This window comes from Bacillota bacterium (assembly GCA_013178415.1).
GTDB lineage: Bacteria > Bacillota > SHA-98 > Ch115 > Ch115 > Ch115.
In genome coordinates this window covers 17590-38411 of sequence record JABLXA010000020.1, presented here as the reverse complement: position 1 = coordinate 38411, position 20822 = coordinate 17590, and the positions used below count along the sequence as shown (strand labels likewise).

The window sequence follows — 20822 nt, the reverse complement described above, 5'->3', positions numbered from 1 at the left end:
TATGAGGCGCTAGGCATATCGCCCCGGATGATCAAGCCGGTGAAGACATGGTCGTAAGATAGTGACGTAATTTGACAAAGAACATAGGTACCGTAAGGGTTCCAGTGCTCTGAGTGCGGAAGTTGGGCTAACTGCCTGATAGCCTCCTCTGCTGCTTCTTTAGACGCGAACCCCTTCTTCGCCATAAAATATGCCTCCTTTCAATAATCCCACTGCCATGGGTCTGTGCCACATGGAGGGTCGTATTTACGGCGCAGTGCCCATTCAATTTTCAACTGTTTCTTTTCATCTGGCTCATAAAGCACGGCAAAGGCGATACTCCCATCTTTGCAATGTCTTGTTCTTGCCTGGTCCGGCTATCAGGAAACCCTCGAGAAGCCGACAAAATGAGGCCTACACCTCAGGCCATGGTCGTTGAAGTGGTTTTCCGAGTACGTTCCCTAGCGAGCTGTCCAACCCGCATAAAACCTCTTGCCCTGCCCTTTCCGCTTTTGGGACGATGGCCTCTTGTTTGCCCTCCGCAAGGACGTAATTCTCACCATCCCAAGGGACTAACTGTAGCCCGTCTTCCTTATCCCTGACGTAACCCAGTGGAGCTGGCCCTCCAGCAAGACCACCTTTCTTGGCTTTCTCCTTTTTGCCAGCAAGGGTGCGCTGTATGATGGCGAGCCTTTCTTGTGCGGCCATACCTGCGAGGGCGGCGAATATTGTTTGCCCCATGGGTGTAGCCATATCAATTGGTTCGGTGACTGAACGCAAGGCTATACCATATGCCATAGCCATATGCGTATACCATGGAAACTCCTGGCGCGATACCGGCATCTATTCAGAGGAAGCCTACGATCAGGCTGCCCCCCCGCAAGGGCGTCCCGTACTGTCCAAACCTAAGCGGAAATAGATATAGATTATGTACTTTTCGAGAAGGAAAACCCGCATAATGTAGAATATAGTCAATATGGAGGTCGACAAGACCAGGAGTCGCCATTGTATGAATATTGTTAGCGCCTATCTTACAACCCAATTTGGAATCCATAGCCCATCCCGTCGTGGGTGGGCAATTCTAGGATTGGCCAGGGGGATATATGCCTCAGCTCATGCTGAGCTGTTGGAGCCTGGCAGGGAAAGGAATCAGCAATTTAAGCAAGATGAAGGGCGTGCCCTGAAAACACTCCGGAGATGGCTTGACCTTGCTGCCAAGAGAGGCATATAATGGGTAACGGTTTACGGGGTGGAGCTGCGGCGCCCCGGTCTGGGGGCAAAGATGATAAATTCCCGGCCTTGGGCGAACTCCAAGAGGCATTATATCTAATCGCTTAGCAGGACTGAATATTACGGGGTTTGCAGAGTGTAGGACTGTAGCAAGTGGATTCCCCATTTGAAGGATTGCTTTATGCCCATTATGGAAGAGGCGTCCCCAATGCATATTGTCGTAGTTATTATGGCTGGAGGCAAAGGTGAGAGATTCTGGCCAAGAAGTACGAATACCACCCCAAAGCAATTCCTATCACTTTGGGGCGAGGGTACCCTTCTGCAACAGGCTTTTGCACGAGCGCTGAAGGTTGCCGGAGATATCAGCAGGGTTTATGTGATAACCGGACCAGATTATGGCGAACTTGTTCTCTCGCAGCTTCCGGAGCTTCCCGAGGGGAATCTTATAATAGAACCTGCGAGCCGTGACACGGCTCCCGCAGTGGGATATGCGATGATCTGCTTAGGCCAGCGCATCAGGGATGCAGTTATGGTCATGATGCCCAGCGACCATGTGGTACTGGATGAGGAGAGATTTGCTGAAACTCTGAGGTATGCCGCAAATGTGGCAGCTGATGGGAACTATCTAGTAACTATAGGTATCAGGCCCACGCGTCCTGAGGAAGGGTATGGCTACATCGAGTGCGGGGAGCCGTTGACCACAGTGACACTCCCGGGCCGAGCGGAGCCCGATGGAGGTATTGTGAAACAGTGCTTCACAGCCCATCGCGCCAGGAGGTTCACCGAGAAACCATGTCTAAATGAAGCCCTAGGATTTCTCAAGAGCGGTAAATATCTCTGGAACGCAGGGATATTCGTATGGAGGCTGTCTGTGCTCAGGGAAGCATTCATGAAGTATGCCCCTGCTTTGTATGAGGGGCTAAACGAGATCGAAGGCCTTCTTGAAAAGGGGCAGAACGGTATCCAGGAAAGGTTTCTCGCCCTGGAACGCAGGTCAATCGACTATACCCTGCTGGAGAAGGCGGACAACGTCGCTGTTGTTCCCGGGGACTTCGGCTGGGACGATGTAGGAACCTGGGCTGCCCTTGAACGGATTTTCGACAAGGATGAGAATGGTAATGTGGTAAAGGGCGAGGCCATAGCTATTGAGGCAGCTGGGAATATCATTGAGAATTCCATGGGGGACAAGCTCTTCGTTGCCTTTGGGGTAAAGGACCTGGTGATAGTAAACTCAGATGACGTGGTGCTTGTAGCAGATAAGAGGCGGAGCGGGAATTTGAAGAAGATAACGGAGATGCTGGGGACTCGGAGGGCTCGGGAGGCCGCAGCGCAATAGATAAATAGATAGACGAAGGTCTACATGGAGATGCAGGGGGAATTGGCTTAGAGTGGTATGCATGGAGTTGGTGGGATGGGCCTCTCTAATTATAAGGTCATAATTCTAGCTGGCGGCCTAGGAACAAGATTAGCCGAAGAGACCACGGTAAGGCCAAAGCCTATGGTAGAGGTTGGGGGGCACCCAATCCTTTGGCACATAATGAAGATATATTCCCATTACGGTCTCAGAGATTTCGTAATTGCTCTAGGATATAAAGGAGAAGTAATCAAGGATTATTTCCTCAATTATTGTGCGCTGAATAGTGATATCATGATTGATTTGGCCAAGGGAAATGTGACTCTTATGAATGGGGCAGCAGAGCCATGGAATGTGACACTTGTGGATACCGGTATGGGAACGCAAACTGGTGGGCGGATTCTAAGGCTGCGAAAGTATGTTGAAGGGGATCCATTCTTCTTTGCTACATATGGTGATGGGGTAGCGAACATAGATATTAGGCGTCAGATTGAGGAATACCAGGCTGCTGGATGTCCTTGTATGCTTACTGCTGTGAGACCTCCGTCAAGGTTTGGAGCACTTGAATTGGAACACGGAAAGGTCAAAAGTTTCACAGAGAAGCCTCAGGCCGGAGAGGGATGGATCAACGGGGGATTCTTCATATTCTCAAACCGGCTGTTTGACTTCCTTAAAGACGATGAAACCATATTGGAGCGAGAGCCCCTCGAGTCGTTAGCTGCTAGAGGGGAACTGTCTGCATATATGCATGAGGGGTTCTGGCACCCTATGGATACCATGAGGGACGTGAAGAGGCTAAACGAGCTTTGGGAAAAAGGAGAGGCACCATGGAAGGTATGGTAGATGCAGCTACTCCTCATAGATGGCTAAAGGGGAAACGAATATTTGTGACCGGAGGGACTGGACTGGTTGGATCTTGGCTCCTGGATGCCCTTGTTCGTATCGGCGCCGATGTAGTTGCTCTCCTACGTGATGAGGTTCCGAGTTCTGTTGCGATAACTTCGGGGACCCTTGACAAAGTAGTGCGTGCCCGAGGAGAACTAGAGAGTTTCCCGGCGCTTTGCAGGATTATCGCGGAGTATCAGCCTGAAGTAATCTTTCATCTCGGGGCGCAGACTCAGGTTGGAATTGCGCGTAATTGCCCTCTGGGAACGCTGGAAGCTAATGTGCGAGGTACATGGAATCTGTTAGAATCGCTTAGGATCTATGGGAGCAATGTGAATGCTGTGGTTGTCGCATCCAGCGACAAGGCTTACGGAGAGAGCGAATGCCTCCCATATAAAGAGATTCATCCTTTGAGGGGTACATATCCATATGACGTATCTAAGAGCTGTGTTGATCTGATTTCAAGAAGTTATGCTATAACCTATGATATTCCAATTGTTATTGCACGATGCGGTAACATATATGGCGGCGGGGATCTTAATTTTGAACGGATCGTCCCGGGAACTATTCGTGATGTCCTGGCCAGGAAAAGGCCCGTGATTCGGAGTGACGGCAAGTATGTTCGGGACTATATATACGTGAAGGATGTAGTCGGCGCGTATTTGACGTTGGGTCGCGCAGTAATTGAGGACCCTTCTTTGAAGGGGGAAGCTTTTAACTTTGGACTTGACAAACCAGTAACCGTCCTGGAACTTGTAAATGTCATATTAAGGCTCATGAAAAGGCTCGATATAGAACCTGAAATTAGGAATACGGCTAAGGCTGAGATTCACAATCAATATCTTTCTTCAGAAAAGGCCCGAAAGATTCTAGGTTGGCGCCCACTCTATACACTTGAGACTGGGCTAGTAGAAACCATTCAGTGGTATACAGATTACATTACCAAGATGCGAGGTATAGGAGAGGAGGTATAGGATATGATAGCTGGAGTTAAAATTCGAGAACTCAGGCAGATCCTTGATGAACGGGGTAAAATAATGCACCTCATGCGTTCCGATGACCCAGATTTCGAGCAGTTCGGAGAGGTCTACTTTTCCATGGTGTACCCTGGGGTAGTCAAGGGCTGGCACCTCCATAAAGTCATGAGGCTGAACTATGCAGTTCCTATTGGCGTGATAAAGCTGGTGCTCTACGATGATCGCTCGGACTCCCCCACCAGGGGAGAACTTATGGAGCTTTTTGTTGGAGAGGGTAATTATGTCCGTGTAACAATACCTCCGGGGGTTTGGAATGGCTTCAAGGGGGTCGGGGTTCAACCAGCCTTGGTGTGCAATTGTGCCAGTCATCCTCACGATCCGGCGGAGATAGTCAGAATAAGTCCGAATGATTCACGGATTCCTTACTCTTGGGAACTGGTACATCGGTGAAATAAGGGATGGAAAGACATGACTGACCAGAAAAGGAAGGCACTCGTTATAGGGGCTTCCGGTCTGATTGGAAGTCACCTGTTAGCTAGTGGCCGGGACCTGGGATGGGAAGTATATGGTACATATAATTCGTACCCAGTTGAGGGTTTACATCATCTTTCATTAACCAATAGGGAAGCTCTCCTTGGCACCCTGAATGAACTTAGACCGTCAGTTGTTTTGGTGCCTGGGGCCATCACTAATGTTGACTGGGCGGAAACCCATGAAGAAGAGACCTTTGCGTGTAATGTTGATCCGATTCGACTTATCGCTTCGTGGGCGCGTGATGAAGGCAATCTAGTAGTGTTTTTCTCCACAGATTACGTTTTTGACGGAAACTCCGGCCCTTATGCTGAGGACGATGGGAAGAGTCCTTTGTCCGTGTATGGGTGGTCCAAGGCTATCGCTGAGGATATCCTAATCGATTCCGGTGCAGAGAGTCTGATTATACGGACTACGGGAGTTTATGGCAGGGAACCGCAGGGGAAGAATTTTGTCGTGAGGCTTCTAAGAACCTTGGATTCAGGTGGCGAGGTCAAAGTGCCAAGGGACCAGATCGGATCGCCGAGCCATGCCCTGGACGTGGCCAGATTTACCTGGCGATTGATTGATAAGAAGCAAACAGGAATATTCAATGTTTCAGGACCTTGTCTCATGGATAGATGGACCTTTGCAGTATCGTGCGCTCAGTTAACAGGGAGACCGATAAGGGGGATCATAGGGGTTACGACCGATGAATTGAACCAGGTTGCGAGAAGGCCCCTCAAGGGTGGTCTATTGGTACATAAGGTGACTAAGACCCTCGGCATTCTCCCTCAAGATGCGGTCTCTGGTTTATTCGAGATGTTAAATAGCGGAAGTAGGGTGGGCGCTTGTGAAAGATAAGATAAAGGAGCTCGTGAGGCAGTACTACTATGAGAGATTCGGCCGACAGCAATTCCGCCCAGGGATAGATTGGGTCCCCGTGTCAGGGAAGGCGTTTGGCCCAGAGGAGCTTGAGATATTAGTCGAGTGTGCCCTTGATTTCTGGCTCACTGCAGGACCTTATGCAAAACGATTCGAGGATAAACTCGCGAGCGTCTTGGGGGTACCTCGAGTATGCCTAACTAATTCTGGCTCCTCAGCTAATTTGCTGAGCGTATCAGCGCTTTGTTCAAATGCTATGGGTGACAAAAAGCTCAAACCCGGAGATGAAGTTATAACTTCTGCAGTCGGGTTTCCTACTACTCTCAACCCGATACTTCAGAACGGCCTCACAGCCGTTCTCGTGGATGTTGAGCTAGGGACCTACAATCCAAGGCCTGAGACTATCGAGGCAGCTGTAACAGAGAAGACTCGTGCAGTGATTCTCGCACATACGTTAGGTAATCCATTTGATGCCCAGGCTATCAGGGCGCTATGTGACAGGTACGGGTTAATTTTGATTGAGGATGCCTGTGACGCCTTAGGCGCAAAGTTCAACGGACGCCCAGTAGGCTCCTGGGGGGATCTTGCTTCGTTTAGTTTTTATCCTGCCCATCACATAACAACTGGTGAAGGCGGGGCTGTAGCGTGTTCCTCTGTCCAGTGGGCTAGGATAATAGAGTCTCTGAGGGATTGGGGAAGGCATTGCTGGTGTGAGCCGGGACATGACAATACCTGTGGTCGGAGATATAACTGGAAATTCCCTGGCTTGCCGGAAGGGTACGACCATAAGTATGTGTATTCCGAGATGGGGTATAACCTTAAAATGACAGATTTGCAGGCAGCTATTGGGTTGGTCCAATTGGAGCGCTTAGACTCCTTTGCCGCGATCAGGGAACGGAATTTTGCAGCGCTCCATGAGTTATTTACCAGATATGAAGATTGGTTTATACTCCCACGCAGTGTTGAAGGAGCAAAGGCATCTTGGTTTGGATACCCCGTGACGATAAAGCCTAGTGCCCCGTTTACAAGGACTGAGCTTTTGAGATGCCTTGAAGAGAAGAGGATTGGTACACGGTTGATATTTGGAGGGAATTTATTGAGGCAGCCGGCATATCGGGAGCATCCTCGTATCAGGATGGTAGGATGCTTGCGCGGTAGTGATACTGTCCTTGATAGATCATTCTGGTTGGGAGTATGCCAAGCCATTGACAAAATCAAATTGAATTACATGTTAGAATGTATCACGGATTGGCTAGAGGGGCATTAAATGTATCTTATGTCTGGCGATAGATGGCATCTGGGTAAAGATGCTTAGAGTGAGGGCACCATGAAGGTTAGTATTTGTATCCCGCATTTTAATCAGCATGAATACTTAGAACGGGCCGTAGAAAGCGCTTTAAGACAAGCATGTGATGGAATTGAGCTTGAGATAGTCGTATGTGATAATGCCTCACCAAATTGCTGTCAAGAAGCACTCGCGCGCTGTGAGCGAATGGATAATCGCGTCAAGGTAATCAGGAATACATATAATATCGGGATGGTCGCAAATTGGAACAAGGCTGTCAGAGAATCAACAGGTGATATTATATGCCTTTTATCTGCGGACGATGAGTTACTCCCTGGTGCAGTAGAAAAGGCATGTCGTGAGTTTGAGGCTGACCCTTCGGTTGTCCTAGTTTATGGGAGTAGCCGCGTTATTATTGAGTCGGAGACGCAGAAAAGATTGGGGAGAAGATCTCCGTTGCCTATTGACCAGAGTTATACAAGGAAGGTTTTCCGTTCACCATCGTTTCTTAAGGTTAACCTCTCAGAGCCTCAAATTCAACTTTGTTCTGCGTTCTTTAAAAGGGCAGCTTATGAGATAGTGGGCGGATTCAAGGGTGAGGCGGGAACGCAGGCAGATTGGCTATTCTGGGGCGAATTAGGGGCTGTTGGTACTGTGGTGCGGCTAGATGCTGTCTTCGGGCTTTATAGGGTTCATAACAAGAGTCAGACCTTTGAGGCGAGACTCACGTTTGCGTGGATATTATATCATTATCTTACCGAAAATTACCTTTTGGGTTTATGGCAAAAGGTCAGCCCGGGTAGTGCTAATCCATTAAGTTTTCATGCTCGTGAAACTGCTATAGCAACTATTAAAAACCGTCTCCAGAGTTCCAGTAGGCATCTTATATTTCGCGAAGTGTTACTAGTTTATTCTCTTTGGCCTTCCATCAGGGTATTTTTTTTCTGCTGTGCGGCCAGTTTGCTTTCTATTATGCCGAGTGGGGTAGTGATTTTCTTTCGAGGGGCAATCAGGAGTATAAATATTATAAAGAGAAAGGTCATTGAAAGGAAGAACCTAGGGGCACTAATTGATAAAAGTATGCCAGAGGGACGGAAACGATTATAGGTGCCACAGACGAGATCGTGTTCGGGGAGAGAGCTGGTTCGAGTGTTGGTAGAAATGCCGAGAGGGGGAGCAGAAGCGATTATTCTGTGGACCCGGATTATTATGAGCAGTGCTTAGCTGTAAAGCATCCTAGGGAGATATTAGGAAACAGAGTTAGATGAGCTCCGGCTGTGATAAGATGCATTCTGTCGTGGCATAGTGTGCTTAGTGGGGGGCATTACGTGGATTCCAATTCAAGGCTTCTCGAAGCGATTCAGGTGTTCCTGTTGGTGACTGGGTATATGCTTGTGGGTGGATGCGCCGCTTTCATCCTTCATGTGGGCCTAGCTCAGTGGTTGTTTTTCTCCGTTCATTTATTTGCCGGGGTTATTCTCCTTGAGGTTACCATGACAATGGCTGGTAAGCTTTCTCTGGTTCGTGCTCCCTCGCTGGTGTTCATGCTCATGACTTCACTCTACTATGTTGTGAGCAGCGTCAAATATTTTGCTGGACTGGAGGTCTATAGGCAGTTCGCAATTTCCGACCAAGATAGGTTTCTTGGATCGGTAGCCGTCTTTGGCGTTTCATTGTTATGCCTAGTCGTAATCCGCCTTTTGGCGAAACGGCTTCGTCCGATTCTCGATCAGCGGTATCTTGCCGGAATGGTTGAAAGGCTCCCGCGGGCGTTCCAGTTGATCCTCATTGTCGACGTTGTGACAAAGCTATTTCTCGTTTACACGGGCTACGGGCCAACCTACATTCCGGGAAGATACAGTATTGTTGCCGTGAGAATGTATTGGGATCTCCTGCTTTTGACAACGTCGTCCATTATGTCCGACTTGGTTCAGATCCTCGGCGCAGCACTTATAGCTACCTCGAAGAGGGCGCACCGGCCGGGAATGCTACTGCCTATCGCCGGCCTTGGGTTGGAATTGGCTTGGGCTTTGTTTATGCGAAGTAGGAGTCTGATCTTATTCCCCCTTGTGGCCGTAGGTGTATGCCTTTTCCTTCTTAGACCCCTGCGCATTGCGAGGGTCTATTTGCGGTGGTTAGTTTTCGCAGTGTTTGTGGTGGGCACACTGGGTTCTACGGCAGTGCTGACGCTTCTGGGGCGGGCATATGTGGAAGGAGGCAACGCTCTGTATGCTTCAGTCGCAGAGATGGGTTACAGGCTTGATCTGTCTGATTTCGCAGTTGCATACATGACCCATAACCAGGGCATGTCGCCGCACCTCGGTATAGTAGAGGAAGCCATCATGAATATCATTCCCCGGGGGCTGTGGCCCACAAAAACGCTTTTTGGACAATATGCTGGGCTCTTTGCTGGCATGGGTTGGCCGAGCATTGATTACACTGATACGCTTTTCAGCTCTGGCGCATTGGTCGGTGGGTGGCTGGGTTTCATCCTTGTGCCCCTAGCTTTTTTGGCTTTGGTGGAGGTAGGATACAGACTAGTGCTACAATACGTTAGGCGTCTGGGTGCCGACCTGGTTCCTGTTATCAGCTACCTATATTTGTTAGTAAACATGTTTCGGGTCGAACTCGGGTGGTTCGAACTCTTTCTTTACTTGAGGTCTTCATTGATTGGCCTCACGATTATTTTTGTCATAGGCATGGTGGCACGATTACGGTTGAAAAGAGGAGGCTATGAGTCTGTCGGCACGGAGGTGACTTCGAATTAGGATCCTGTTTGTACTACAAGATATACCCTATCCCCCGGATAACGGAGTCAAATTGAAGGCTTATAACCTTCTAAGGTCTATGTGCGAATACCACGACTGCCATATTATCTCCTTTGGAGATCCGACAGCCGGGGAACGGGCAAAGCAACTGAGAAGGGAGATGCCGTCCTTAGGCATCATTGATGTGTTCCCCGCGGCACGCGGGCTTAAGGCGCACCTCAGGCGAGCCGGAGCCGCGGTTAGGTTACTGCCCCCACCTGTCGGGCCGTATCTCGATGGCCAGTTCGTGTCTGCTTTGCGAAATTTAACCCGGCAGCAGCGCTTTAATGTCGTGTTTTATGATGTAATCGTTATGGCCCCTTATAGACGGATAGCCCCTGATATCCCGTCCATACACTCACCAAACGATGCTACGTCGCGCTCGTATGAGCGGCTAGCGCTCGAGGAAGCCAACTTCTTGAGACGGGCGTATCTTCGGCTGTGCATGTTGCTCCTGCGGCGTTACGAAAGATGCAATTATCGCCATTTCTCGGCTGTGCACGTTGTCTCGCCCGTGGATGGGCAATACCTCCAGAACCTGGATCAGTCCATGAAAGTTCGCGTAATTCCTATTGCAGTTGACGATAGATTTCTGCGCTATGAGGTCCCTGCGTTGTCACGCAATTATGGCAGGCCACCGCGTCTGCTTTTCTCGGGTAACCTGGCGATTAGGGGAATTTTGACGGGATTGCTAGGTTTCATCGACCGGGGGCTGCCCCGGGTGCTCGTTGAGTTCCCGGATGCCGAATTCATCATACTTAGTGGCGGTAGCATGCCTGATTCTCTGGCGACGAAAGCCTCACACATTCCTGCGATCAAGGTTATCCAGTGGGCGGCGGATTATCTCGAAGCTGTCGCTCAGGCAGACGTTGTTGTTGCCCCCGACCGTAGTGGCACGGGGCTAAAGAACCGAGTCCTCCAAGCGATGGCCCTTGGGCGTCCCGTGGTTGGTTCTTCGATTGCGCTGGAGGGGTTTGATGTCGTGAACGGGGTTCATGCAGTCAAATGTGATAGTCCAGAAGAGATGGGGGAAGCGGTAGCCCGGCTATTTCGAGATGAGAAATTCTGTCGCAGCATCGGCAATGCCGCCAGGGGCCTAGTCCGAGACTTATATGCTGCAGAGGTCATCGCCGCGGAGTGGCGTGCTCTGTTTGAAGAAATTGGGGATAGGCCGAGCGGTGTCGGTGTTGGGTGATTTAGCTGATTGGAGATTGCCTGAGACAAAATGCTTGGCTAAGGATACCAATGTTCGTGCGATCTCGCAGTTGCTTATCAATTTCCTGAAAGGCGCCTTACCATATCACATTTGATGATTCAATTGTTTTACGCGAGACCGTAGCCAGTTACTCTATTCGCACGAGCGTGCGCTCGAACAATTAGTCGCAACAGCATTGGGCTCTAGGGACGTAAAACTGCATGGCGGTGATCGAAACTAATGCGGAGAATCTTGGTTGTAATAGATCATTATCTCCCAGGTTACAAAGCTGGGGGGCCAATTCGAACCGTCGCTAACATGGTGGAACAGCTGGGAGACGAATTTGAATTCCACATCATTACTTCCGACCGGGATCTAGGGGAGCGTCACCCCTATCTTAGTATTAATACTGGGTCTTGGCAACAGGTAGGCAAAGCACATGTGCTTTACCTATCACCTTCGGAAATGCGATTTTTTGTTTGGCATCGTCTCTTGAAGGATCTCAAATATGATTTAATCTATCTGAACAGTTTTTTTTCGCGGCTGAGCATCAAGACAATTATGTTAAGACGCATGCATCTACTTCCGAAAAGGCCGGTGGTGCTGGCGCCGCGTGGGGAATTCTCTCAGGGTGCCCTGTCACTAAAGGGCATCAAGAAGCGCCTTTATATTTCTTTGGCGAAGAGTCTTGGCTTGTACAGCGGAATCATGTGGCAGGCATCAAGCGAATATGAGATGGGGGATATCCTTTCGATTTTCGGCACTAAAGCAACGAAGGAAAGGGTATCGGTTCAGATAGCCCCGGATTTGCCTCCTCTACCACCTCAGGATTCCGAGTTATTAGGGGGAAGGCCTATCAAGCAGGTAGGCTCAGCACGCATAGTGTTTCTTTCCCGTATTGCGCGCATGAAGAATCTAGACTTCGCCATTGAGTCGCTGATGAAGGTTAAGGGGAAGGTGGGTTTCGATATTTACGGCCCTATCGAAGACCAATCATATTGGGAAGAATGTCAGAACCTAATCAGGCTATTGCCGGACAATATCCAAGCAAGCTACTGTGGGATAGTGCCCCCCGACCGTGTTCCGGAAATCTTCCCCCGATATCATTTGTTCTTGTTTCCCACTCGTGGAGAGAACTTCGGGCATGTAATCCTGGAAGCACTAAATGCAGGATGCCCGGTTTTGACTAGTGATCAGACCCCTTGGAATAACTTGACTGCAAAAAAGGCAGGATGGAATCTGCCGTTGTCCAAGCCCGAGCAATTTCGTGCGGCCTTGGATGAGTTAATCTTCATGGATAACCGTGCATTCAATGAAATGTCCCGGCGAGCGCGGGACTATGGAAGGAGCTTCTCGGAGAATCCCGATCTGGTTCGGGCTAATCGGGAGCTATTTCTAAAGGCATTGGGGATGTAAAGGATGCGGGTCTTGCTTTTGTCTCAATGGTATGTCCCTGAACCGGACATCAAGGTTCACCTGTTAGGCAGGGATCTGATGGCGCGAGGTCATCAGGTCACATCTATTACTGGTTTCCCCAATTACCCGCAGGGGCGCACTTATCCGGGCTACCGTCAACGGCTTTGGCAGTGGGAGCAGAGGGATGGGGTTCGAGTGCTACGTGTGCCATTGTATCCTGACCATAGCCACTCGGCAGTGCGTCGGATACTGAATTACATCAGTTTCGCGGCTTCTGCCTCTCTGATGGGGCCGGTGCTTTGCGGTGCTGCTGACGTGATGTGGGTCTATCACCCGCCTCTCACAGTGGGTATCCCGGCCCTGTGGATTAGCTTGCTGCGACATGTCCCGTTTGTTTATGAGATCCAGGACATGTGGCCTGAAACCGTGGTAGCTAGTGGTATGATGTCTTCGGAATTGGTCGCTAAATGGTTGGGTGAGTTGGCGCAATTCATTTATCGTCATGCTACAGCGATCACTGTTATTTCGCCCGGTTTCAAGCGCAACTTGGTCGCCAAGGGTGTTCCTCCGGAGAAGATCCACGTCATCCCCAATTGGGCTGACGAGGATATCTATAGGCCTGTCCCGCCGGATTCGGGATTCGCTGTTCAGCACGGGCTGTCGGGGAGGTTTAATATAATCTATGCCGGCAATATGGGTACAGCCCAGGCGCTGAGTAACGTAATCGAGGCGGCTAATTTACTCCGCGACTTGCCGGATATACAGTTTGTGTTCATCGGTGACGGCGTGGAGGAACCTGCGCTACGGCAAAAAGTGTATGAACGTAGGCTGGAAAACGTGCGTTTTCTGGGGCGTCAGCCAGCGGCGGAGATGCCGCGTTTCTATGCTCTTGCCGATGCGTTGCTTGTGCATCTTAAGCGCGATCCGCTATTTGAAATTACGATACCGTCTAAGACATTAGCATATCTGGCCTGTGGACGTCCTATCCTGGCGGCAGTGTCAGGTGATGCAGCCGATGTTGTGCGCGATGCAGGGGCGGGTGTGGTGTGCTACCCAGAGGACCCGGAGGCTCTCGCGGCTGCGGTCCGTAAGCTGTATGAGATGTCTCCTCCGGAGCGGGAGGCAATGGGACAGGCGGGGCGGGCAGCCTACCTGGCTAACTACACCCGACAGGTATTGTTGAATCGGTATGAAGAGTTGTTAACCGAAGTCGCGCGTACTCGGGCAGGACGGTTGCACATTTGAAAGTGAGGAAGTGCAACGATAATGCGAGCATTAGTGACTGGTGGGGCTGGGTTTATTGGCTCCAATATCATCAAGTTATTGTATGAAGAAGGGCATTCTGTTGCGGTGTTGGATAATCTGTCCTCAGGTTATCGCAACAATCTCGATCCATTTCCGGATGTTGAATTTATCCAAGGGGATATACGTGACCACATGGCTGTAGCTCGGGCCATACGGGGGACTGAGGTAGTATTCCATTTGGCAGCATCTGTGGGGAACATGCGTTCGATAGAGAATCCCATTCAGGATTCCGAAATCAACGTAATCGGTACCTTGCGCATTCTTGAGGCCGCACGGCATGCGGGTGTCCGCAAAGTTGTGTTTTCGTCCTCCGCAGGGATTTTCGGTGAGCTAAAGTATCTGCCGATCAAGGAGGATCATCCTGTTGAGCCGGATTCCCCATACGGCACCAGTAAGCTAGCGGCGGAGAAACTCTGTCTTGTATATGCCAAGTTATATGGGCTAGAAGCTATCTGTCTGCGCTATTTCAACGTATACGGGATCAATCAGCGCTACGATGCTTATGGTAACGTCATCCCGATCTTCGCACACCGGATGCTACATGGACGCCCCATTACCATCTTTGGCGACGGCGAACAGACCCGGGATTTCGTGAATGTGCGGGATGTGGCAATGGCTAACTATAAAGCCGCGATGGTCAGGGGAGTTTCTGGTGCTTTCAACATCGGGAGCGGGACGGCCGTTACGATTAACGAATTAGCACGCCTTATGGCTGAAGCCGGTCACATTCAACCGAAGGTAGAATACGGCCCTCCTCGGAAAGGCGATGTGCGCCATAGTTTGGCAGACATTTCGGCAGCGCGACGCGTCTTGGGCTATGAGCCGACTATAAGTCTACGGGATGGTCTAGCAGAGTATATGGCGTGGGTCAAGAAGGAGTTGATATAGAAATGCGAGTTGTTATCCTCGGCGCCACAGGTATGTTGGGGCACAAGCTTTGGCAGGTCTATAGGGAACGATTTGATACTTGGGCTGTTGCTCGGGCAAGTTACGGTGAATATGCTCGTTATGGCCTTTTTGATCCCGATCGTTTCATGGGCGGTGTCGATGTATTCGACTTTGATTCCGTCGTTCGAGCTTTTGCTGCGCTACGTCCCGAAGCGGTTATCAATTGTATCGGCATCATAAAGCAACTGCCAATGGCGCAGGACCCGATTATCAGCCTGACCATCAACTCTCTTTTCCCCCACCGGCTAGCTGCTCTTTGCCAGGCTAGCGGTGTCCGGCTAATCCACATTAGCAGTGACTGCGTGTTCTCTGGCCGCAAGGGAATGTATACAGAGGAGGACCCCTCAGATGCGGAAGACCTCTACGGGAGGACCAAGTTCCTTGGGGAGGTTAGCGGAGCTGCGTGCCTAACTTTGCGTACGTCCATCATCGGACGGGAGCTGCGGACTTCTAATGGGCTGGTAGAATGGTTCCTGAGTAACCAGGGAGGTAGAGTTCGCGGTTATACTCGAGCCATTTATTCCGGTTTTACCACTTTAGCATTGGCTAGAATCATTGCCGATATCCTTGAGAAGAACCCGCAATTACAGGGGGTCTATCAGGTCTCGTCTGAGCCAATCAATAAGTATGACCTGCTTTGTCTATTACGTGGCGCATTCAAGGTTAACGTCGAGGTCGAGCCCTACCCTAATGTGCAAATCGATCGTTCTCTGGATAGCAGCCGTTTCCGCAAAGAAACTGGCTTTAGACCGCAGACATGGACAGAAATGGTGCAAGAGATGGCATCTGACCCTACACCTTATGAGCAATGGAGGGGTATCCGTGAATCTAGAGGGTAAGCGTATTCTAGTAACAGGAGGTACCGGTTCCCTGGGGCGAACCGCGGTGCGCCGCCTATTAACCGGTGAAATGGGAAGGCCAGCCAAGATCACCGTATTTTCGCGTGATGAGGCCAAACAACACTATATGCGTCTTTCGTACCTTAACCGTAAGGCTGCCACCGATGAAATCATATATCGTAACTTCCAGGAGCTACTTAGCTTTCGTATTGGTGACATACGTGATTACTCATCGGTACTCCAGGCTGTACGTGAGGCTGATGTGGTTATTCATGCGGCGGCACTGAAGCAGGTACCGACTTGCGAATACTTTCCTTTCCAGGCTGTACAGACCAACATATTGGGGGCTCAGAATCTAGTCCGCGCAATCTGCGAGAACGCTACACCCGTTGAGACCGTAGTTGGAATCTCGACTGATAAGGCCTGTAAGCCGATCAATGCTATGGGAATGACCAAGGCTCTGATGGAACGTATTCTCATTGAGGCGAACATGGAGTGTCCCTCGACACGTTTCGTATGTGTTCGCTATGGAAACGTGATTGCGTCGCGTGGTTCGGTAGTGCCTCTATTTTTGGAACAAATCAGTAAGGGCGGGCCAGTGACCATCACGACGAAAGAGATGACCCGTTTCCTGCTCACCTTAGACCAGGCAGTAGATACGGTTTTTGCTGCTATTCGTGGTGCATTGCCCGGTGAGATTTATGTACCTAAAGTCCCTGCAGCACGTATTCTGGATTTGGCCGAGGTGCTTATCAATGGGAAAGACATACCAATCGTGTATACGGGAATCCGTCCGGGGGAGAAGATCCACGAGATTATGGTGTCCGAAGAAGAGGTTTATCGTACTGTTGAGCGTGATGGTTACTATGTGATCTGCCCGATGTTGCCCGAGTTGCGGCCGGTTTCGGGTAGCGAGGTAGCTGCCACAGCGGAGCATGAAGGCTGTAAGTATAAGCCGGCCTTGACTGGCGAGTATTCCTCGGCTAATGTAACTTTGGACTATGATGGTTTACGCGAATTACTGGCCCCATACCTAGCTGGACAGCTTCCGGAAGAGGTGCTAGCATGAAGGTTATGACTCTTTTTGGGACGCGTCCGGAGATCATCCGCCTCAGTCAGGTGATCAAACAGCTGGACCGCTTCTGTGAGCAACTTTTAGTGCATACGGGTCAGAACTACGATCCTAATCTAAGTGATATCTTCTTTGATGAATTGGGATTACGTCCGCCTGACATTCATCTTGGTGTGCAAGCTACAGGCTTTGCCGAGCAGGCTGGCCAGATATTATCCCGTGTCGGCGAGGTCCTGTCTCAAGCAAAGCCAGATCGTCTCCTAATCTTGGGCGACACTGACAGCGGACTGGCAGCGATCGTCGCAGCTCGTATGAGAATTCCGGTCTATCATATGGAGGCAGGAAACCGGTGCTATGATGACCGCGTTCCGGAGGAGATCAATCGCCGGATCATCGACCACTGCAGTCACGTGTTGATGCCGTACACTCATCGGAGCAAGGAAAACCTGCTACGCGAGGGTATAGAGCGTCAGCGTATCTTCGTCATAGGTAACCCTATCTATGAAGTGCTGGAGGCCTATAGGGAACAGATTGATTCTAGCAATGTGCTAAGCCGCCTGAATGTTGCACCGAAAGAATACTTTCTAGCTACACTCCATCGCGCGGAGAATGTCGATGACCCTACCCGTTTAGAGCAACTATTACGTGGCTTAGCATTAGTTGCAGATACTTACCAAGAACCGATGGTGGTTAGTTTGCATCCGCGGACGGCGGATAAATTGGCTAGATCAGGCCTCAGCCCACAATCAGAGCGTGTTCGCCTCCTGAAGCCGCTGGGGTTCTTTGACTTCGTGAAGCTGGAACGCCATGCTCATTGTGTGTTGAGCGATAGTGGCACTGTCCAGGAGGAATGTTGCATCTTCAAAGTCCCGAATGTGACCCTCCGTGACGTCACAGAACGTCCTGAGACAATCGAATGCGGCAGCAATATCCTCACTGGTGCTGATCCTGAGAGGATCTTGCAATCAGTGACCACAGTGCTTGAGTCGGTATGCTCATGGATGCCGCCGGCTGAGTATCTTGAGGCGTGTGTTTCGAGAACGGTGGCGAAGATCGTGCTGGGGTATTTGTAAGTGCTAGATTCGTAGAGGGTATTTTGGCAGTCGCCCAAGGGGTTATGGATGGAGCTCTGCCAGTTCAGATGTTTTAACTTTGAATGTTCCATGCCCCCTATTTGGAACTGAGCATCGGCAAAAACCTTCATGGGGGAGACGTTGAGAGTGAGTCCCTGGAGCTTATTCTTACTATTCCCGCCATTTCGCCAGGAAATAGGAAGGCGATGTTCCTGATTTGTATTAGGTTACTAGGCAGTGTATTATTCGTGTTAGGAGGTCCACGAGTGCTTTGATCGTTGATACAATGTTGGTCTGGAAAAGCGATTCCCTCGCGACATAAGCCTGCAATGATATTAGGGCATAGGTGTTGAGGTGATTCTCCCATGGATCTTACTGTCACGATTGATTTGCCATATCTATGGGGCGACCAGATTTTCAAGAAGGATAAATGGGGGACTGTCAATTTCCTAGTTGGGCCGAACGGAACGGGAAAGACACTTTTTGCCGAAAAGCTGAAGACCATTTGTCAGGCTCATGGAATGAAGCCTCGATATCTGAATGCTGAGCGTCTTACTGGTCTTGAAAGGCGGACATATCATGGCTTTAGTCATAGTCAGATGGAGCGGGGTCTTGATATTGGCCAGTTTCCGAGTTATAAGAGTTGGGGAATGGACTACGGTCTTTCGGCCGACGCATTTGTTATCCTCAAGGAACGAATTGATGTCAGGATAAGAATTGAGGCGGTCCTTTCACAGTTGTTCGGAAGACGTATCAGGCTAGTGGAAGAGGGAGGATTTTTAAAACCGAAGCTCCAGCATATTAGCCACGGGGATGAATACGAACTAAAGGAAAAAGAGTGCCACGGACTTAAGGAATTGGTTACGCTTTTGACCTTCCTCTATGACGACGAATACAACTGCCTCATTATCGATGAACCGGAACTGCATTTGCACCCTCAATTCCAGACCTTTCTCCTTCAGGAGATTAGGCGGATTGCTGGCGACCCCCTCGTCGATCCGACTCACAATAAAAAGTGTTTCTTCTTGATTACACATTCGCCTTACTTCGTCGATATCCGAACCGTAGAGGATCTGAAGCATTGTATCGTTTTTCATCCACAAAGGCCTGCAAGCTATATAGATCAACTAGAAGCAGAGGATGAGTGGAAGATTAAACGGTTCCTATCGAGGTTGAATGCCAATCAGAAGCAATTTCTTTTTTCTTCCCATCCAATTTTCGTGGAAGGATACACAGATCAGCAAATCTTTACTCTCATACAGGAAAAGAGAGGGAGACTACTAGGAGCATCGGGTAGTTGCATCATTGACGTCGGTGGTAAGGATGAGATGGATCTGTTTTTCAGGTTATGTAGGAAGCTAGATATTGAAGCCGCCTTCATAGCGGATCTAGATACCCTCTTCAATGGAAGATTAAGGCAGTCAACATCGTATGATTGCCGTTCCCGAGATTACCTGCAAAACGAGGGTGTCGGAGTTGATTTGATGTCTAGGATCGGTGAAATGGAGAAAGCAATTGATGAGTGTCTAAGAGGCGTTGGGGTCGAATTGCTTAAGCCCGATGTGGCAGTGAGTGAATCATTTCCGCAGTTTTGCGAGGCCTTTCATCGGATACAGGAAGCTAGGGATGAAGACAAGCGTCCTAAGCTCCGTTATGCATTCTTACTTGCTCTTAGGTTCATTTCGCAGGAGATCAAAAGACTAACGCCGACCGAGGCCGAAAGGATAGATTTTATTATAGGTAGATTTGGGAAGATCCTTGAGGCTTTCAGGCGATGCGGTGTCTATCTGCTATCAAGGGGGACGTTGGAGAGCTATTTGTCAGGTTATGCGGGGAATATCTACCTACCACCAGGCGAAACAAAAAAAAGTGAGGCTTACGAGAGAGAACGCGATTATCTCTTGACCGTCGAATTGAGCGAGGAACAGTTTCGTCATAGGTATGGTGAGCTTCTTGATATATTAGATGAGGCATCACGGCCAGTGAGGGTAGATCCTACGTTGCATTTGAGTTATGCTATTGGCGACTGGATATATAAGGTGCAATCAGCATTCGCTCGTGGCGAGGTCAGGGACAAAGACTCTTTGCAGAGGAACGCGGCAATAGAATGGAGCCTTTACTCAAGAATTATGGATATATTAGAGTTTTCGTTGACCTCAGAAGGTTTTGAGTGCCGCATGAGGCTCAAAGTCCTGGTAGATCCCGAAGAGAGGGAGTTCAGATTTACTAATGCCACCTTGCCCGCAGATTATAGGTTGGAGCCAACCGGGACAGTTATGGCGTAGCGGGGTTCCTGTAATTTTGGGAGCAATGTGTCAACATAGAGATGGGCTTTGGTGCCATCAGGCTTAGACGACAGGGGCGGCGGAGGGGTAATGGGATGACTAAACGGTTAAGTTTCGCCATATCTGGTAGCCATGCCCTGTGTGCGTAAGCCAATACAAGCATCTGAGGAGTTAAGATGCTGATATTCATCAGAAAAAGGATCCTTTCAAGATCAGCCAGGTTGGGAGTTATGGGGCTCGGATACGTCGGTCTTCCGCTTGCAATGGAGTTCTGCCGGGCTAGCTACAAGGGTATTGGATTCGAGGTGGATTCTCTAAGAGTAGGGAGCATTCAGCGAGGTGAGTCCTACGTGGTGGATGTTCCATCCGAGGTCGTTGCCATCGCATTGCAGGAGAAGAGATTCTTGCCTACTACTGATTTCAACCATTTGCAGGAGGACGATGCGGTGAGTGTATGCGTGCCAACGCCGTTGCTGAAAACCAAGGAGTCGGCGTTCCCCCCGCCGGTTTCGTCCTACGCCACGGCTAAGTTTGCGGACGAATGATATGCGCGGAATTTCTATGAACTCTACGGCCTCAAGACCGTCGGATTATGGTATTTCAACGTTTCCGGCCCAATGCAAGACCCCGGCGCCGAGTATGGCTGCGGTTATCCCTAAATTCATTGCGTCTCTACTCAATGGTGAGCCGCCTGTAGTATGATGACGCAATCACGTTGGCTATATTGGGCAGCGCGCCGTATTGAGTTGCTGGCGGTAGCCATAAATTTAGGGCAGG

At 49.9% G+C, this 20822-nt stretch carries 19 protein-coding genes; 18 read left to right on the top strand and 1 reads right to left on the bottom strand.

Annotation, left to right across the window (positions count from 1 at the left end):
- Positions 1–393: 393 nt before the first annotated feature.
- Positions 394–822 carry a recombinase family protein gene (locus HPY52_13995; GenBank protein ID NPV81362.1) on the bottom strand — a complete coding sequence of 143 codons (429 nt, stop codon included), beginning with the start codon at positions 820–822 and terminating at the stop codon, positions 394–396.
- A gap of 166 nt (positions 823–988) precedes the next feature.
- Here HPY52_13995 and HPY52_13990 point away from each other — a divergent pair, with 166 nt between their 5' ends.
- The 18 genes from HPY52_13990 (at position 989) to HPY52_13905 (ending at position 20590) form a co-directional block, all read left to right on the top strand.
- Positions 989–1210, top strand: coding sequence for a hypothetical protein (locus HPY52_13990; GenBank protein ID NPV81361.1), 222 nt, complete (start codon positions 989–991; stop codon positions 1208–1210).
- A 207-nt stretch (positions 1211–1417) separates the two neighbouring features.
- Positions 1418–2545 carry a mannose-1-phosphate guanylyltransferase gene (locus HPY52_13985; protein ID NPV81360.1) on the top strand — a complete coding sequence of 376 codons (1128 nt, stop codon included), beginning with the start codon at positions 1418–1420 and terminating at the stop codon, positions 2543–2545.
- 75 nt (positions 2546–2620) lie between these two features.
- The gene (gene rfbF, locus HPY52_13980; protein ID NPV81359.1) at positions 2621–3406 is read left to right on the top strand and encodes a glucose-1-phosphate cytidylyltransferase; all 786 of its coding nucleotides are present in this window, start codon (positions 2621–2623) and stop codon (positions 3404–3406) included.
- Positions 3391–4422 (top strand): NAD-dependent epimerase/dehydratase family protein, encoded by a 1032-nt coding sequence (locus HPY52_13975; GenBank protein NPV81358.1) that lies wholly within the window; start codon positions 3391–3393, stop codon positions 4420–4422. Before rfbF ends, HPY52_13975 begins: the two co-directional genes overlap by 16 nt.
- A 3-nt stretch (positions 4423–4425) precedes the next feature.
- Positions 4426–4875, top strand: a complete 450-nt coding sequence (locus tag HPY52_13970) for a dTDP-4-dehydrorhamnose 3,5-epimerase family protein (protein ID NPV81357.1) — start codon at positions 4426–4428, stop codon at positions 4873–4875.
- Positions 4876–4893: 18 nt separating this feature from the next.
- Positions 4894–5799, top strand: coding sequence for an SDR family oxidoreductase (locus tag HPY52_13965; protein ID NPV81356.1), 906 nt, complete (start codon positions 4894–4896; stop codon positions 5797–5799).
- Complete coding sequence (rfbH, locus tag HPY52_13960) at positions 5789–7087, top strand: lipopolysaccharide biosynthesis protein RfbH (GenBank protein NPV81355.1); 1299 nt, start codon at positions 5789–5791, stop codon at positions 7085–7087. The genes HPY52_13965 and rfbH overlap by 11 nt, the downstream gene beginning before the upstream one ends.
- A gap of 60 nt (positions 7088–7147) precedes the next feature.
- Positions 7148–8212: a glycosyltransferase gene (locus HPY52_13955; GenBank protein ID NPV81354.1), complete on the top strand. Its 1065-nt coding sequence runs from the start codon at positions 7148–7150 to the stop codon at positions 8210–8212.
- A 221-nt stretch (positions 8213–8433) separates the two neighbouring features.
- Positions 8434–9873, top strand: coding sequence for a hypothetical protein (locus HPY52_13950; GenBank protein ID NPV81353.1), 1440 nt, complete (start codon positions 8434–8436; stop codon positions 9871–9873).
- Positions 9874–9952: 79 nt separating this feature from the next.
- Entirely contained in the window at positions 9953–11107 is a 1155-nt protein-coding gene (locus tag HPY52_13945) for a glycosyltransferase family 4 protein (protein ID NPV81352.1), read from the top strand.
- Between the two features lie 561 nt (positions 11108–11668).
- Positions 11669–12523, top strand: coding sequence for a glycosyltransferase (locus tag HPY52_13940; GenBank protein NPV81351.1), 855 nt, complete (start codon positions 11669–11671; stop codon positions 12521–12523).
- Positions 12524–12526: 3 nt separating this feature from the next.
- Positions 12527–13768 (top strand): glycosyltransferase family 4 protein, encoded by a 1242-nt coding sequence (locus tag HPY52_13935; GenBank protein ID NPV81350.1) that lies wholly within the window; start codon positions 12527–12529, stop codon positions 13766–13768.
- Positions 13769–13789: 21 nt separating this feature from the next.
- A complete protein-coding gene (locus tag HPY52_13930) occupies positions 13790–14716 on the top strand; it encodes an SDR family oxidoreductase (protein ID NPV81349.1) in 927 nt (308 codons plus the stop codon).
- Positions 14717–14718: 2 nt separating this feature from the next.
- Entirely contained in the window at positions 14719–15615 is an 897-nt protein-coding gene (locus HPY52_13925) for an SDR family oxidoreductase (protein ID NPV81348.1), read from the top strand.
- Positions 15578–16684 (top strand): polysaccharide biosynthesis protein, encoded by a 1107-nt coding sequence (locus HPY52_13920; protein NPV81347.1) that lies wholly within the window; start codon positions 15578–15580, stop codon positions 16682–16684. The genes HPY52_13925 and HPY52_13920 overlap by 38 nt, the downstream gene beginning before the upstream one ends.
- On the top strand, positions 16681–17760 hold the full coding sequence (wecB, locus tag HPY52_13915) for a UDP-N-acetylglucosamine 2-epimerase (non-hydrolyzing) (protein NPV81346.1): 1080 nt from the start codon (positions 16681–16683) through the stop codon (positions 17758–17760). The genes HPY52_13920 and wecB overlap by 4 nt, the downstream gene beginning before the upstream one ends.
- Before the next feature lie 365 nt (positions 17761–18125).
- A complete protein-coding gene (locus HPY52_13910; protein NPV81345.1) occupies positions 18126–20045 on the top strand; it encodes an AAA family ATPase in 1920 nt (639 codons plus the stop codon).
- Positions 20046–20221: 176 nt separating this feature from the next.
- The gene (locus tag HPY52_13905; GenBank protein NPV81344.1) at positions 20222–20590 is read left to right on the top strand and encodes a hypothetical protein; all 369 of its coding nucleotides are present in this window, start codon (positions 20222–20224) and stop codon (positions 20588–20590) included.
- The last annotated feature ends 232 nt before the right edge of the window (positions 20591–20822 follow it).